General features: G+C 70.3%; 11 protein-coding genes. 5 read left to right on the forward strand and 6 right to left on the reverse strand.

Annotated features, from left to right (window positions below; translation table 11 throughout):
* Positions 1 to 2,118 (forward strand): putative bifunctional diguanylate cyclase/phosphodiesterase (locus NFU04_RS15770; RefSeq protein ID WP_285835169.1); only part of this gene is annotated, 2,118 nt, incomplete at its 5' end.
* A 130-nt stretch (positions 2,119 to 2,248) separates the two neighbouring features.
* On the opposite strand, the gene ccoM is transcribed toward NFU04_RS15770, so the two are convergent.
* The 3 genes from ccoM to rfaH all read right to left on the reverse strand — a co-directional run bounded on the left by ccoM (position 2,249) and on the right by rfaH (position 3,603).
* Positions 2,249 to 2,371 (reverse strand): cytochrome c oxidase subunit CcoM, encoded by a 123-nt coding sequence (gene ccoM / locus NFU04_RS16435; RefSeq protein ID WP_269750167.1) that lies wholly within the window; start codon positions 2,369 to 2,371, stop codon positions 2,249 to 2,251.
* 160 nt (positions 2,372 to 2,531) lie between these two features.
* Positions 2,532 to 3,041, reverse strand: a complete 510-nt coding sequence (locus NFU04_RS15775; RefSeq protein WP_251310369.1) for an FKBP-type peptidyl-prolyl cis-trans isomerase — start codon at positions 3,039 to 3,041, stop codon at positions 2,532 to 2,534.
* 31 nt (positions 3,042 to 3,072) lie between these two features.
* Positions 3,073 to 3,603 (reverse strand): transcription/translation regulatory transformer protein RfaH, encoded by a 531-nt coding sequence (gene rfaH, locus NFU04_RS15780; protein WP_198057697.1) that lies wholly within the window; start codon positions 3,601 to 3,603, stop codon positions 3,073 to 3,075.
* A 192-nt stretch (positions 3,604 to 3,795) separates the two neighbouring features.
* Between rfaH and NFU04_RS15785 the strand changes: the two genes are divergently transcribed.
* On the forward strand, positions 3,796 to 5,157 hold the full coding sequence (locus NFU04_RS15785; RefSeq protein ID WP_251310370.1) for an AmpG family muropeptide MFS transporter: 1,362 nt from the start codon (positions 3,796 to 3,798) through the stop codon (positions 5,155 to 5,157).
* A gap of 155 nt (positions 5,158 to 5,312) precedes the next feature.
* Here the strand turns inward: NFU04_RS15785 and NFU04_RS15790 are convergent, their stop codons facing one another.
* Complete coding sequence (locus tag NFU04_RS15790) at positions 5,313 to 7,124, reverse strand: SEC-C domain-containing protein (RefSeq protein ID WP_251310371.1); 1,812 nt, start codon at positions 7,122 to 7,124, stop codon at positions 5,313 to 5,315.
* Between the two features lie 128 nt (positions 7,125 to 7,252).
* On the opposite strand from NFU04_RS15790, the gene NFU04_RS15795 reads away from it, so the two are divergent.
* A complete protein-coding gene (locus NFU04_RS15795; RefSeq protein WP_251310372.1) occupies positions 7,253 to 9,148 on the forward strand; it encodes a coiled-coil domain-containing protein in 1,896 nt (631 codons plus the stop codon).
* Positions 9,149 to 9,385: 237 nt separating this feature from the next.
* Here the strand turns inward: NFU04_RS15795 and NFU04_RS15800 are convergent, their stop codons facing one another.
* A complete protein-coding gene (locus NFU04_RS15800; RefSeq protein ID WP_251310373.1) occupies positions 9,386 to 10,660 on the reverse strand; it encodes an ABC1 kinase family protein in 1,275 nt (424 codons plus the stop codon).
* Positions 10,661 to 10,763: 103 nt separating this feature from the next.
* On the opposite strand from NFU04_RS15800, the gene NFU04_RS15805 reads away from it, so the two are divergent.
* Entirely contained in the window at positions 10,764 to 12,746 is a 1,983-nt protein-coding gene (locus tag NFU04_RS15805; protein ID WP_251310374.1) for a DNA topoisomerase III, read from the forward strand.
* Positions 12,746 to 13,636, forward strand: coding sequence for a ketopantoate reductase family protein (locus NFU04_RS15810; protein WP_251310375.1), 891 nt, complete (start codon positions 12,746 to 12,748; stop codon positions 13,634 to 13,636). Before NFU04_RS15805 ends, NFU04_RS15810 begins: the two co-directional genes overlap by 1 nt.
* A gap of 105 nt (positions 13,637 to 13,741) precedes the next feature.
* On the opposite strand, the gene NFU04_RS15815 is transcribed toward NFU04_RS15810, so the two are convergent.
* Positions 13,742 to 15,118, reverse strand: a complete 1,377-nt coding sequence (locus tag NFU04_RS15815; RefSeq protein ID WP_251310376.1) for a diguanylate cyclase — start codon at positions 15,116 to 15,118, stop codon at positions 13,742 to 13,744.
* Between the last annotated feature and the right edge of the window lie 397 nt (positions 15,119 to 15,515).

A 15,515-nucleotide genomic window follows, 5' to 3' on the forward strand; every position in this document is an offset into this window, starting at 1 on the left:
CGCCCCCACCGCCTGCTCTTCGCCCGCCGGATGGATGGCGCCCTGCTGGAGGAGCTGCGCAAGACCGCCGGCCTCCCCGACCTGGCGCTCACCCAGACACCCAGCCGGGAGCAGCACCTGGCCATACAGGATGCCCAGGACCGCGAGCTGGCCTGGCTCCACTGGTCTCCCCAGCGCCCGGGGCGCGCGATCCTGCTCGCCGCCCTGCCCTGGCTGGCCGGGGTCATGGGGGGCTTCGCGCTGCTCACCGCCGGCCTCTTCCGCCGCCTGACCCGCCAGCTCGAGCAGAGCCGGGCCATCGGCGAGGAGCTCCAGGCCACCCAGGCGGGGCTGGCGGCCCAGCAGCAGGCCTGGCAGGCGCTGCGCGCCCTCTATCGCCGCGGCAGCAACGAGGAAGAGTTCCTGGCCGCGGTCCTGGCCCACGCCGAGCGCCTGCTGGGCGATACCTGTATCAGCATCTGGCGCCTGGAGCCGGAGACCCAGCGGCTGATCTGCCGGGCCAGCCTGGAGCCCGCTCAGCGCGGCGACTCCCTGGACCTGGCCCCCCTCGGCGCCTTCCGCCAGGCCCTGCTGCAGGGGCCCTACCTGGCGGTCAGCCGGGCCGAGGAGGATCCCCGCCTGAAGGAGATGCACGGCTACTTTCGCCGGCATGGTATCGTCTCGCTGCTGGATATCGGCATCTTCGACGGCGGCGAGTTGCGCGGCATCCTGTGCTGCGAGTCGTCTCACCCCCGCCACTGGCGCAGCGAGGAGATCAGCAGCCTGACGGCGCTGTCGGGGCTGCTCTCCCAGTTCAGCGAGTCGCTGCATCGCCGCGTCGCCGAGCAACACCTCAAGCGCCGCCTGGAGTTCGATGACACCACCGGCCTGCCCACCCTGCGCAAGCTGATGGCCCACCTGACCCGGCAGGAGGGCGACTTTACCCTCGGCGTGCTGCGCATCACCGGCCTGCATCGCCTCAACGAGACCCTCGGCTTCGCCGCCGGCGATCGTGCCCTGCGCGAGCTGGTGCTCTTCCTGCGCCACTGGGGCGAGCGCCGCGACCTGGAGGCTCACCTGGCCCGCCTGCCCTCCAACCGCCTGGCCCTGGTGGCTCGGGGGCTGGATCGCGCCCAGGTGGAATCCCTGGGGGCGGAGCTGCTCTCGGCCCTCAATGCCCAGCGCTGGCTGGCGCCGGAGAGCCCCTATCACCTGCGCTTCTTCCTCGGCCTGGCCCGCTACCCCGAGGACGACCACCAGCTCGACCGCCTGCTGCTCAAGGCGGAGTTGGCGGTCAAGCAGGCCCGGGAGCACCCCCACCATCCGCTGGCGCTCTTCGACCCGCGCTTCGGGCGCTGGATGCAGCGTCAGGATCAGCTCACCCAGCAACTGCGCCAGGCCCTGCCCCGGGAGGAGCTACGCCTGTTGTTGCAGCCCCAGTTCGATGCCGGCGGCGACTTGCGGGGCGCCGAGGTGCTGCTGCGCTGGGAGCACCCCGACCAGGGCATGCTGGCGCCGGGGGACTTCGTGCCGGTGGCCGAGCGCAGCGGCCTGATTCGCCCCATCGGCAGCTGGCTGCTGGAACAGAGCCTGGCCCTGCTGGCCGGGCCGCTTCGCGACAGCCATCTGCACCTGTCGGTGAATGTCTCGGTGCAGCAGCTCCACGACGACACCCTGGTGGAGCAGCTCGAGACCCTGCTTCGTCGCTACCCGATCGGCGCGGGCCGCCTGGTACTGGAGGTGGTGGAGTCCCTGCTGGTGGCACCGGGCATGGAAGCGCGCCTGGCGCGGCTACGCGACCTGGGCATAGAGATCGCCCTGGACGACTTCGGCACCGGTTACTCCTCGCTGCGCTACCTGCAGGAGCTCAGCGTCGACGAGATCAAGCTCGACAAGGCCTTTATCGCCCCCCTGCACCGGGCCGATGATGCCCCCCTGGCCCGCTCGATCATCGCCCTGGTGCGCACCCTGGGCCTGCGCCTGGTGGTGGAGGGCGTGGAGAGCGCCCACCAGCTCGACTTCCTGCGCCACCAGGACGTCGACCTGCTGCAGGGTTACTACCTGGCACGCCCGGAGTCCCCCGAGGCCTTCCTGGCCCGCCTGGATGCCCAGGCCGCCACCCCGGAGGCGGATGCCTGAGAGGCCGGGCCCCGACAGACGAGCAAGAAAAAACCGGCCCGAAGGCCGGCATAAATGGGGGTTTCCCCCCTTCCCCTGACGACGATGGACACCCGGCGACCGCCGGGCACCGCGATACGCTGGCGGAAGCTCAGGACTTCTTGCCGCCCTTGTGCTTGTGGTCATGGATGATGAAACCGACCCAGCCCACCAGGAAGCTGATCATCAGTCCGACGGTCACCAACCCGAAGATAACGGCATCGTCCCAGTACATGATCGTCTCTCCCGCCGTGAATGTATGGCCTCACTCTAGCGGCAGATGGGAGGGGGAGAACTGACCTGGATCAAGTCTCGGTGCGGGGCCCGCCATCGGGCGGGGGGAGCCTTGATCCAGGTCAGGTTTTAGGGGCAGTGAAGGGGCGTCGGCGCGCGTCTCAGAGCACCTTGCGGTCTTCCACGCTGCTCGCCTCGGTGCCCGGCGGCAGCGGATGGCCCTTGGCCAGCTCGGCGCGGGTCGCCTCGCGGATCGACAGCACCTCCAAGCGGTAACGCAGGGTCTCGCCGGCCAGGGGGTGGTTGGTGTCGATGCGCACCCGACTCTCGCTCACCTCGAGCACGGTGACGATCTGCGGGCCCGCCTCCCCCGGCGTCTGGAAGCGCATGCCCGGGGACAGCTCCGCCACCGGGAAGGACGCGCGGGCCACCTCCTGCACCAGGGCCTCGTCGCGCAGGCCATAGGCCTCCGCCGGCATCAGCGTCACGCTGAGGGTGGCGCCCTCGGCCTGGCCAGCCAGGGCGCGCTCCAGGCCGGCGACGATATTGTCGTGGCCATGGAGGTACTCGAGGGGCTGCTGGCGGGCCCGGGAGTCGTCGAGCACCTGGCCGGCGGCATCCTCGAGGACATAGTGCAGGGTCACGACCCGCTGGGGGGCGATCTGGCTCATGAATTCTCTCCTGTGACGGGGGCGGCGAGGCTCAGCGCTGGGGCTGCAGCCGGGCCACCGGCATCTCCAGGCGCTGACGGCGGTGCAGCAGGTCGAGCAGCACGATGGCGCGCTCTTCGCCCTTGTGGCGCTCGAATACCGCGGTCAGGGCCTGGAAGGGGCCTTCGGTAATGGTCACCGGCTCGCCGGCGCGGAAGTAGTGATTGGCCTCGGCGGCCTGGTGGCTGGCGCCCTGGCGCAGGGCCTCGATCAGGCCGTCATCCACCGCCAGGGGCTCGCCGCCGAAACTCACCAGGCGCAGCACCCCACGGGTGGAACGAATCGGTCGCCAGTCGCTGGCGAGGCGATCGAGACGAATAAAGAGGTAGTGGGGAAACAGCGGTTCCTCGACCCAGAGGAGGCGACCGCGCCGCCGGCGCTGTACCTCCAGCACCGGATGAAAGACCTCGTAGGCCTGGTTCACCAGGTGCTCGGCGGCGCGGAAGGATTCCCCTCCCTTGCACTGGATCACGTACCAGCGGGCCGTCCCGGCCTTGGCGCGCGCATCGATGGCGTGGTGCATGACTCTCCTGACTTGCCCGAGTGGCGCCGCCGGCCAGAAACTCCGCGGGGCGGTTCCCAGCCAGCGGCGGCTCTGTAACAATCGACCCTGGCCATGCCGGACGGATCACCGCACGGCCTGTCGGCAAGTGGCCCAGTCTATCATCGTCGGCGGCGACTGTCCGTCATCGCCCTGCCAGGGAGAGCCTTCTCGATGCCCCAACCCACCGCCCATCGCAGCTGGCGCGGCGCCCTCGCCATCTATCTGCGCGCGCCGGTCATCACCATGCTGTTCCTGGGCTTCTCCGCCGGCCTGCCCTTCCTGCTGGTCTTCTCGACCCTCTCCGCCTGGCTGCGCAGCGACGGGGTCGAAGTGGCCGCCATCGGCTTCTTCGCCTGGATCGGCATGCTCTACTCGATCAAGTTCTTCTGGGCCCCGGTGGTGGATCGCCTGGCCCTGCCGCTGCTGACCCGCCACTTCGGCCAGCGCCGCGGCTGGATGCTGCTGGCCCAGGTGATGATCGCCAGCGGCCTGGCCGCCCTGGCCAGCCTCGAGCCCCAGGGCAACCTGCCGCTGGTGGCGGCCTGCGCCCTGCTGGTGGCCTTCGGCAGCGCCACCCAGGATATCGCCATCGATGCCTTTCGCATCGAATCGGCCCCGGAGGACATGCAGGCGGCCATGGCCTCCACCTATATCATCGGCTACCGGGGCGGCCTGCTGGCCGCCGGCGCCGGGGCCCTCTATGTGGCCTCGCTACTCTCCTGGCAGGCGGCCTACCTGAGCATGGCGGCCCTGGTGGGTATCGGGGTCGTCACGGTACTGGTGCGCCCGGAGCCGGCGCGCCTGCCACTGGCCGCCCAGCTGATCCATGAACCCCGGGTGCGCGCCTTCCTGCGCGCCAGCCGCGGCCGACCGCGCTGGCTGCGGCGCCTGCTGGCCTGGGCGATCGGCGCCGTGGTCTGCCCCTTCACCGACTTCTTTACCCGGCACCGGCGCAAGGCACTGTGGCTGCTGCTGTTCGTCGCGGTGTTCCGGATCAGCGACCTGGCCATGGCGTCCATGGCCAACCCCCTGTATATCGACCTGGGCTTCTCGCTCGCCACCATCGCCAATGTCACCAATGTGTTCGGCATCGCCATGAGCATCGGCGGCGGCCTGCTCGGCGGCCTGCTGGTGGCCCGCTACGGCGTCGGCCCCATCCTGGTGCTGGGCGCGGCAGCGGCCACGCTCACCAACCTGCTGTTCGCCGCCCTGGCGCTCTCCGGCCAGAGCCTGCCGCTGCTGGTGATGGCCATCGTCGGCGACAACCTGGCCAACGGCCTGGCCAGCGCGGTCTTTATCGCCTTCCTCTCCGGCCTTACCTCCAAGGCCTATACCGCGACCCAGTACGCGCTCTTCTCGTCGCTGATGACCCTGCCCGGCAAGTTCCTCAGCGGCTTCGGCGGCCTGGTGGTGGCCGCCGAGGGCTATGCGACCTTTTTCCTGATCTCCACCCTGCTGGGGCTGCCGGCGATCGCCCTGGCCCTCTGGATCAGTCGCGATCGCGACCTGGTGCCGGCGCCCAGGGCCGGGTAGGTCGGGTAAGCGAGCCCCCGCGAGCGCACCCGACGAGGGAGCCGCCAGTCGGATGCGCTCGCATTGTCGGATGCGCTCGCATTGTCGGATACGCTCGCATCGTCGGATGCGCTCGCCTTTGGCTCGTTTATCCGACCTACGCTGGTTTATCCGGCCTACGGGCGCTGCTCCAGCAGCCAGGCCAGGGCCCCCCGGGTCGCCGTCCACTGGTCGCGCATCAGGGTGCGATACTGCCAGGCCTCGGCGCGGCTGCCCGCGGGCGGCGCCTGGTCGCTGGGCAGCGCCATGGGGCGCACCTTCTCGTCGCAGAGCATGGCCACCACATGGCCATTGACGGCGACGGCCGCCTGCAGCGCCTCGGCGGCCTCGTCGAAGCGCTCCAGGCGCAGCAGTGCCAGCACCCGGCCCATCAGCACGCCGAGCAGCGGCGTCTCCAGGGTCACGTCGCTGACCTCCAGGGCCTGGGCGTTGCGCCCCTCCCTGAGCAGCTGGTCGAGGACCAGCTCGCGAAGCCCCAGGCTATCCTCGGGGTCCAGGGCCAGCAGGCGCTCGGCGAGGCGCCGGGAGCGCTCCCGGGCGCCGCGCTCCATGCCCACCACCAGGGCCAGGCCGCTGCGCAGCAGCACGGCGTTGTCGCCGTCGTCCCAGGCGAGCCGCTCGCCCTGGCCATCGAGCTGGGTCAGCCAGCGCTCGAGGCGCTCGGCCAGGGGCTCGAAGAGGCTCGGGGCCATCCACGGCAGGCTACCGAAGCGGCTGGTCAACGCCAGGGCCAGGTCCTGGTGGACGCGGGGGCTGTCGAGCCACTCGGGGTTGGCGCACAACTCGCTGAGCCAGGCCTCCGCCTCCCCCCAGGGGTCGGCCTCGAAGCCCAGCACCGTCTCCTCGTCGACACGGGTCGGGAAATGGGCCCGCCAGGCCGCATAGAGGGTGTCCTCCCGGGCCGAGCTGGCGTAGACGATGGCGCCCGCCTCGCCCTGGGTGACGCCGAGCACCGGCGCCGTGGGCAGTTCCGCCAGCAGGCTCTGCAGGGCCACCAGGGGACCGGCCAGGTTCTCCTCGGAGTTGACCATCTGTTCGGCCAGGGTGGCGCCGGGGTTCTCGGCCAGCTCGGCCAGGAACTCCAGCTGCTCCGGGTCCATATCGCCCTGGCGGGCCAGGCGCCGCAACCAGAAGCGGGCGCGCTGGGCCGCCTCCTCCTCCTGGCCCTCGTGGAGCAGCAGCATCGCCTCGATATAGGCCAGGGTGGGCGAATCCGGCAGCGCCTGCTGGGCCCGCACGAAGGCCTCCCGGGCACTGGCCAGGTCGTCGTTGTCCAGGTGCAGCAGGCAGAGTCGCTCCAGGGCCACGCCACGCAGGAACAGCGGCCCCCGGTCGAGCACCGCATCCAGCAAGGCCTCGCGCTTGCGCAGGAAGCCACGCTCCTGATAGAGGTCGATCAGCAACTCGAAGGCGGGCTCCGCCTGATCCGGCAGTCGCGACCAGTCGCCCTGCTCGTCGAACAGCGACTCGAGGATCTGCTGGGCGCGCCCGCGCTGGCCGCTCTCGGCGGCGATCAGCCCCGCCTCCAGCAGCGCCTGGGCCGGTGCCTTGCCGCTGGCCAGGGCCGCCTTCAAGGCATCGCCCTTCCACTCCCGCAGCGAGAGCATCCACATCAGGTGGCTGGGCACCGGCCCCGGTACCTGAACGGCGCCGCAGCAGTGCTTGGTCTTGCGCCCGGAGTCGCACCAGCAAGGCTCGTTGCGCCCGGGGCGCGCCAGCCGCTCGCACTCGAAATCGAGGCGCTCCAGGGGCGTCTGGGACCACAACTCCGGGGCCAGGGCCTGGGCCAGCGCCAGGTTGCCCCCCAGGCGATCGGCGCCCTCGGTGCGGGCCCATCCCACCAGCGACGGATAGTGTTCATCGTCGCGAATCGCCGCCAGGGCACCCGAGGCGTAGCCCAGCAGCTGTTCCACCCATACCGACAGCATGACAATCTCCGCCAGGAAAAGGGGCATATTCTAGCACGTCGGGTTCGACCGACTCATCCGTGGCATGGCCAGCTCCGGGGCGAGGTGCTAGGGTGTGGCTGCTCGCCTCCAGCACAGGAAGTCCCGCCTTGCGCCTGCCCTTTCGACGCCCGCCCACCAATGATGACGAGGCGCCCCGGGTGCGTCTGGAGCGCCAGGGACGCGACGAGATCGAGCGCATCACCCGGGCCGTGGAGCGGGTGCCCTGGTCGGTGAGCCTGCTGCAGATCCTGTGGACCGCGGGACCGGTGACCCTGCTGGGGGCCTGGGGCGGCTATCTGCTCGGTTATGGGCAGGCACCCAGCGCCCAGAACTACATCTTCTTTATCACCTATACGGTGATCACCGGCGTGGCCGGGGTGGCGGCCAACCTGGTGCATCAGCTCACCGGGGCACGCAAGGCGGCGCGCACCAGCGCCCAGATCGAGCGGGTGATCAAGGCCCTGCCGGAGCTGCTGCTGGCCACCCGCAACCTGATCGTCGATGCCCTGGAGGGGGAGGCCCGGCGCCGCGAGGCCGCCGCCATGCTGCTGCGCAAGGAGGACCTCTCCCCGGAGGGGGTGGAGCTGGCCGCCCTGGAGCTGCTCGACGACCGAGATAGCGCGCGGATCATCGGCCAGATCGATATCTATCGCCGGGTCGGCCTGCACGCCCGCATCCAGGACCTCCAGCAGCTCTACGGCGAACGGCTGGAACCCCAGTTCCAGACCCTGACCGAGGTGGCCCCCGGCGCCGCCGACCTGCTGCGGGCCCGCTTCGCCGGCGAGGCCCCGGACCTGCGCCAGGGGGTGGTACGCGACGAGCATTTTATCGAGCGGGTGCTGGCGGCCATCGAGCAGGACGACGAGCTGCTGATGACCCTGCAGGACGTGGAAGAGATGCTGGTGCTGGCCTTCGAGCTGATCAGCGGCCGCCAGATCCCCATGCTCACCTTCGAATACAAGGGCCGCTGGAAGCTGGCCCAGGCCTTCGATGCCCTGGAACAGGCCCGCGCCCGCCATCGCATCGCCCAGGCCACCGGGCTGTCGCGGCTCAAGGCGTTGACCGTCTACCTGGCCGAGCAGTCCGATACCCTGGTGGAGGACGCCGCCTCGGGGCTGCGCGCCGAGGTGCTGCTGGAGCGCTCCCAGGCCGCCATGGATGCCCTGGCCGAGGAGCTGCCGCGCCTGGCGACGGCCCCCGACCAGCGCGCCCGCCTGCGCCGCCAATCGGACGTGCTGGCCAACGCCCTGCGCCTCTACAAGAGCGTCTCGGCGGCCTATGAGCAGGTCGGCCGCCAGCACGCCCAACTGCTCAAGATGCTGGAGCGCTGGGAGCGCATCAGCGAGGAGAGGGACGACCAGACCCGGCTGCGCCTGGGGCCCGGGCGCCGCGGCCTGCGACTCCGCGAGCATGTGATCGAGCTCGACGACGAGGCCAAGGCGCGGGTCTGCAAGCACCTGGCCAGCCACCTGGCCGAGGCGGGGATCGACGCGCCGCGGCGCCTGAGCTCGGGCCAGCCGATGTGCGCCCCGCTGAATCTGGATGCCTCCAAGCGCCTGGCCATCGAGATCGCCCTGGCCCTGGAGCCGCATATCCAGCTCTCGCGCCCGGAGGTGCAGCGCGCCATCAACAGCACCAATGCCGCCGATTTCGGCCAGCTGGAGCCCAACCTCTCGGCGGCGGCCAAGGCGGCCCTGGGGGCCGCCATGGTCAAGGAGATCCGGGTCGACCTGTCGCGGCCCGCGGAGCAGCTGGCCCTGGCCCTGGTGCGCCACTACCAGGTGGAGCTGGAGGCCGCGGCCATCGACTTCCTGCATGAGCACTATGGGGCCCGTCATGCCACCCTGACCATGCTCTCCAACTACCACGCCAGTCACTCGGGCGGCGGCGCTCGCGAGACCGCCAATGTCAGCTACCTGAGCCAGCGCCCGCCGGCGGTGGGGGCCCCGAGTCGCGACTGGTATCGGGCGCTGGTGACCGCCCGCCGCGCCCTGGATCGCTAGGGAAACTCTGATTTATTACTGCGCTCGATATCCTGGCCGCCGGCGGTACTCAAAATCCTCATTTACTAGCGTGTAAACTCCGGTTTTTCTGTTCCGGCGGCGACCAGCCTCTCATCGCTCGTAACATAAATCAGAGCTCCCCCATGACGCTTTATTACACCGGCGCGGTCGGGGCCCGGCGAGCGCATCGACGGGACCTCCCCTAGGTGCGTCGCACCGGATGCGTTCGCCACCGGCTCACTTATCCGACCTACCGACGACGCCGACCTCGCCCCGCCCCCAGGCCAGCAACGGCCGGCTGCGCTCGTGCATGTTCAGCCGTGCCCCCAGGCGCACCAGGTTCCAGTAGTGGCCATTAAGGGTGCGCGCCAGCAGCAGGGTATCCGCCGGCGGCTGGAGGCGATCCATGGCCGCCCACACCTTGGGGCTCAGGGCCCGCAGGCGGCGGTGCACCCGGACATCGCCGAAGTCCTGCTCGCCGGGAGCGAACAGCGGTGCCACCGCCTCGGCGGACTCGCGATAGAGCGCCAGGGGCGCTCCCTGTCCCTGGCGGCCCCCCATCGCCAGCACCGCCGTCTCCATGCCCAGGGCATCCCCCGCCAGGGTCGCCTCGAGCAGCCCCAGCAGCTGGACGAGACGCGCCTCGGAGACGCGAATCACCGCGCCCAGGTCATAGATCACCAGGCGTCCGGCGTCATCCACCGCGAAGTTGCCGGCATGGGGGTCGGCGTGCAGCTCGCCATGCACGAAGAGCTCCTCGGTGAGCCAGTCGGCGAGCTGCGTCGCCAGCGCCTGGCGGCGGGCCCCGTCATCCCCCTCCAGCTCCCGCAGCGGCGTGCCGGGCAGGTAGCGCATGGCCAGCACCCGGGACCGGCAGTGCTCCGCCAGCGGCTCGGGAAAGGCCAGGCCGGGCCAGTCGGCATAGCGGGCTCGATAGCGCGCCAGGGCCGCGGCCTCGGCGCGGTAGTCGAGCTCGCCGCGCAGGCTCTCGGCCAGCTCCTCGAAGAGGGCATCCAGGCGCGCCTGAGGCACTTTGAGCCAGCGCCCCAGGCGCATCAGTCGCTTGACCTGGGAGAGGTCCCCCTCCAGCACCTCGGCGAACCCCGGGTACTGCACCTTGAGCACCAGGGCCTCCCCCGCCGGCGTCCAGGCACGATGCACCTGGCCCATGGAGGCGCTGGCGAAGGGCCGCGGCTCGATCTCGGCGAAACGACGCTCGAGGTCGTCATACTCCGCCGCCAGGGTCGCCCGGATCCGCTCCCAGGGCATCGGCTCGGCCTGGCGTTGCAGTCGCGCCAGCTCCTCGGCCAGGGCCGGCGGCAAGAGGTCGTCCCACTGGGACATGATCTGGGCCAGCTTCATGGCCGGCCCCTTGAGCTCGGAGAGCCCCGCGAAGAGGGCCTCGCCCAGGGCCTGCCAGTCGGCCTCGCCGCCGAGGCGGGTGCGCAGCACGGCCCCGCCGGTCCGCGCCCCCAGCCCCAGCAATCGCCGTGTTCTGCCGCGCTCACGCATAGTGATACAAACCTTATACGCATTTATTGACAGGTTACACCTGGCGAGGCGCCGGGAATACTGGAAAAATATCCATAGATACCACGTTTCCCAGGGGGGCCCCATGCGCCTGATCATCGCCGAGAAGCCCAGCCTGGCCCGGGCCATCGCCGAGGCCCTGACGGGCCGCAGCCAGCGCCAGGAGGGCTACCTGCAGGTCGGTGATACCCGAGTCAGCTGGTGCCTGGGACACCTGCTGGAGCAGGCGCCCCCGAATGCCTACGACCCCGCCTACAAGCAGTGGCGGCTCGATCACCTGCCCATCCTGCCCGAGCCCTGGCGCCTGACGCCACGCCCCAAGGCCCGCGGCCAGCTGGCGGTGCTGCGCCGCCTGCTCAAGGAGGCCCGCGAGGTGGTGCATGCCGGCGATCCGGACCGGGAGGGCCAGTTGCTGGTGCAGGAGGTGATCGAGCACCTGGGCTGGAAGGGCCCGGTGGCGCGGCTGCTGATCAGCGACCTCAACCGCCCGGCGGTACAGCGGGCCCTCGGTCGACTGGAGGATAACGCCGCCTACCAGGCGCTGTACCGCGCCGCCGAAACCCGCGCCCGGGCCGACTGGCTGTACGGCATCAACCTGACCCGGGCCTGGACCCTGGTGGGTCGCCAGGCGGGCCACGACGGCGTGCTCTCGGTGGGCCGGGTGCAGACCCCGGTGCTGGGGCTGGTGGTGCGCCGGGACGCGGAGATCGCCGCCTTCCAACCGCGCCCCTTTCATGTGCTGTGGGCCGACCTGCGGGTAGCCGGCGGCCAATTGCGGGCCTGGTGGCAGCCCGGCGAGGCTCATCCCCTGGATGATCAGGGCCGGCTGCTGGCCCGGCCCCCCGCCGAGGCCCTGGCCGCACGCCTGCCCGGCGCCGAGGGCCAACTGGTGGCACTCCAGGCCCAGGACAAGCGCCAGTCGGCGCCCCTGCCCTACTCCCTCTCGGCGCTGCAGGTGGACGCGGCGCGGCGCTACAAGCTCCCCGCCAAGGCGGTGCTGGATATCTGCCAGCGCCTCTACGAGCGCCACCAGTTGATCACCTACCCCCGCTCCGACTGCCGCTACCTGCCCCGGGAGCATCACGGCCTGGCCCAGCGCACCCTGGCCGGGGCCTGCCAGGGCGATGCCACCCTGGACCGGTGGCTCGCCGTCGCCGATTTCTCGCGGCGCTCCCGGGCCTGGGACGACGCCAAGGTGGGGGCCCACCATGCCCTGGCGCCTACCGGACGCACCCCGGACTTCTCGCGCCTCGACGACGCCGAGGCCAGGGTCTACCGGCTGGTGGTGCGTAACGTACTGGCGCAGTTCTACCCGCCCCTGGAGACCCGGGAGGTGAAGGCGGAATTCCGAATTCTCGACGAACGCTTCCGCGCCCAGGGCAGCGAGCTCAAGGTGGCGGGCTGGAAGCCGCTGTTCACCACCCGGGAGGAGACGCCGCCCCTGCCGCCCCTGGTGGAGGGCGAGACCGCCCGGGTCCTCGACGCCCGGGTGGAGGATCGCGAGACCCGCCCCCCGGAGCCCTTCAATGACGCCAGCCTGATCAAGGCGATGATGAATATCGCCCGCTATGTCAGCGACCCGGCGGTCAAGCGCACCCTGCGGGACTCCGATGGCCTGGGCACCGAGGCGACTCGGGCGGGTATCATCGAGACCCTGGTGGAGCGGGGCTATCTGGTCCGCGACAAGAGCAGTTTGCGGGCCAGCCGCACCGGGCATGCGCTGATCAACGCCCTGCCCGAGGCGGCGAGCCGCCCCGAGCGCACCGCCCTCTGGGAGCAGCGCCTGGCCGCCATCGCCGAACGGGGCGAGGCGCCGGCCCCCTTCCTGGCCGGCCTGATCGCGGACCTGCGCCAGTTGCTCAATGCCGCCGACGCCCAGACCCTGCGCCAGGCCCTGGCGGCGAGCCAGGCCATCGAGGCGCCGACGCCCTCGCCGCGGGGCGCGACCCAGGGGCGGCGTGGCAGTGGAGGAAAGCGCGGCGGCAAGGGAAGCAAGGCCTCGAATCGACGCGCCTCGACACCCCGAACCACGGGCGGCCGATCGCGCCGCGCCAAGGGAGACGCCTGATGACCCAGCTGATACTCGGCCCCGGCGCCCTGGGGCGATTGCTGGCCCTGCGCCTCACCCCCCTGGAGCCGGTCAGGCTGCTGGGGCGCCGCCCTCTGCCGGCCCGGCTCGCGCTCACCACCCCGGAGGGCGAGACATGGCATCGCGAGATCGCCAGCGCCCGAAGCGACGAGGCCGAGTCGCCGGCAGACGTCACTGCCCTGCATCTGACCACCAAGTCGATGTCGGCGGAGGCCGCCCTGGCCCCGCTCGTCCTGCCCCCCCGGACGCCCCTGGTGCTCTGGCAGAACGGTTATGAAGTCCAGCCACGCCTGCACGCCGCCTGGCCGGGGCCGGTACTTTGCGCCAGCACCAGCGAGGGGGCCTATGTGGTGGAGGGCGGCGTGGTGCATGCCGGCCATGGCCATACCTGGCTGGGCAGCCTCGACGGCAAGCACGCCGAGCTGGCGGCGACGCTGGCCGAGCGTCTCAGCCGCGCCGGCCTGCCCACCACGGCGGTCGCCGATATTCGCCAACGGCTGTGGCACAAGCTGGCGGTGAACGCCGCCATCAACCCCCTGGTGGCCCGCTTCGGGATTCGCAACGGCCAGCTACGCGACCGCCCCTTCCGACCGATGGTCGAGGCGATGCTCGAGGAGCTGGCGCCGATTCTCGCCGCCGAGGGCGTGGCCGCGCCGCCATCGGGCTGGGCGGCCCTAGTATGGGGCGTGATCGAGGGCACCGCCACTAACCGCGCCTCCATGCTTCAGGACGTCGGCGCCGGACGCCCCACCGAGCGGGATGCCATCCTCGGCCCCCTGCTCGAGGCCGCCCGGCGCCACGGCCTCCCCCACGACGGCCTGCTGGCGGCCTACCGTGGCCTGGACCGCTACCATTTACCCCAGGCCTAGCCCTTGTTCGAAAGCAGGCTTAAGCGACCACCAGGCGGTTACGACCGCCGTGCTTGGCTGGCCTTGGAGAGAGCCGCCTCGTCGGCGCTGCGCCGTTGCCATCCCCTATGGCGTCGCGACCACCAGGCGGTTACGGCCGCCGTGCTTGGCCTGATAGAGCGCTTCGTCGGCGCTGCGCATCAACCGTTGGTAGTCGGGGTGGCCGTGATGCAGGGCCAGCCCCAGGCTGACGGTGACCTCGATCAGGGTATCCGCCGCCACCAGGAAGTCCTCCACCTCCACCTGGCGCCGCAGGCGTTCGGCAAACAGCCGCGCCCGTTCGGCGTCGGTATCCACCACCACGATCAGGAATTCCTCGCCCCCCAGGCGGAAGAGGTAGTCGCCGCCGCGGGTATTGCGATCCAGTAGCGCCGCCATCTGCTGCAGCACCTGATCGCCGGCCTCGTGGCCATGGGTGTCGTTGATGCGCTTGAAGTGGTCGATATCCACCATCAGCAGGGCGAAGGTCTTGCCGGCCGCCCGGCTTATCTCGAGTTCGCGGTTGAGCACCACCGGCAGGAACTTGCGATTGAGCAGCTTGGTCAAGACATCGCGCCCGGCCTCGAGCCCAGAGGCGCGCTCCAGCAGGCCGTTGAGCAGCAGATGAATGGAGCGGGTCCCCTCGCGAACCTCGGAGAGATAGGCCATCGCCTGCCGGCGATCCTCGCCGGCGATGGCGGGCAACAGCGTCTGGTCGATACGCGCGATGGTATCGCTGATGGCGCGCACCTCCTGGACGCCCTCGAAGGCATGCATCGCCTTGTGGTGATACCAGAGTCCGAACTCCGAAGCAGCGAGGCGCGGCAGGGCCTCGGTGTCCCGGGCCGCGGCCACGGCGAACATCAGGTCGTTCTCCCAGTCCAGCAGGGCGGCGCGCTGTCGCTCCCGCTCGCTGCCCAGGTTCTGGGTCAGGGAGAAGAGCCGGTAGGCCTCCTCGGTGCGGGCGTTGCGATCATTGGCCAGGGAGTAGGCGTGGCTCATGATCTCCATGGCCATATCGATATTGTCCGAGGCGTAGATGGCGGCCTGGCCGCACAAGGCGGGATCGACCAGTTGCTCGGCGAAGAAGCCATAGAGGCGCTGCTTGAGGTGGCGGGCGCCGCTGAGCACCAGGTTGACCGGGATATCGACCCGGGCGTGCACCTGACCGATCTGCTCCTGCTGGCGAATCAGGCTCTCCAGGGCCTCGCCCTCGGTATTGCCCACCGCGAAGAGGCGGGTCAGCCAGCGCTGCATGGAGGGGTGCAGGCGTTGCTTGACCTGCTCGTTGGAGAGAAACAGCGAGGCGTGGGGGTCCTCCAGCATGGTGGCGTAGAAGTGACTGGCCAGTTCCTCCGTGTTGGCCGCCACGATGGCCTCCACCTGCCGACGCAGACTATCCGTGAAGCGGCCGAGCAGCTGCTGCCAGCCCGCCACCAGCTGGCAGTAATCCTGGTAATGCATGGGTCACCTTGGGTACCGGAAAGGGGCACCGGGGTCACGTTTCCCTGCGACACACCGGTTATTTAGTTATTTCGACTTTTCTGAAACCAACTTTAACAAAAATGCCGGGGCGAAGGCCCCGGCATCCTGGGTCGCTAACGCAAGGGAGGGGTGAGTCACAGGGTAGGTCGGGTAAGCGAGCCTTGGCGAGCGCACCCGACGCCCCGGGGCGATGCCACCCCGCGTCGGATGCGCCTGCGGCTTATCCGACCTACACGACTCGCCAAAGCGATGACCTAGCTGTGATCTCTCGGTAGGTTGTTCATCCGGAGCCGACCCGGAAAACTGGGGGTGCGAACCAAACCAACCTCCAGGAGGCCCGGATGAACACCCATAAGAATGCCCGTCTCACTCCTCA

The organism is Halomonas sp. NCCP-2165 (assembly GCF_023708045.1).
In the GTDB taxonomy this organism is placed as follows: domain Bacteria; phylum Pseudomonadota; class Gammaproteobacteria; order Pseudomonadales; family Halomonadaceae; genus Bisbaumannia; species Bisbaumannia pacifica.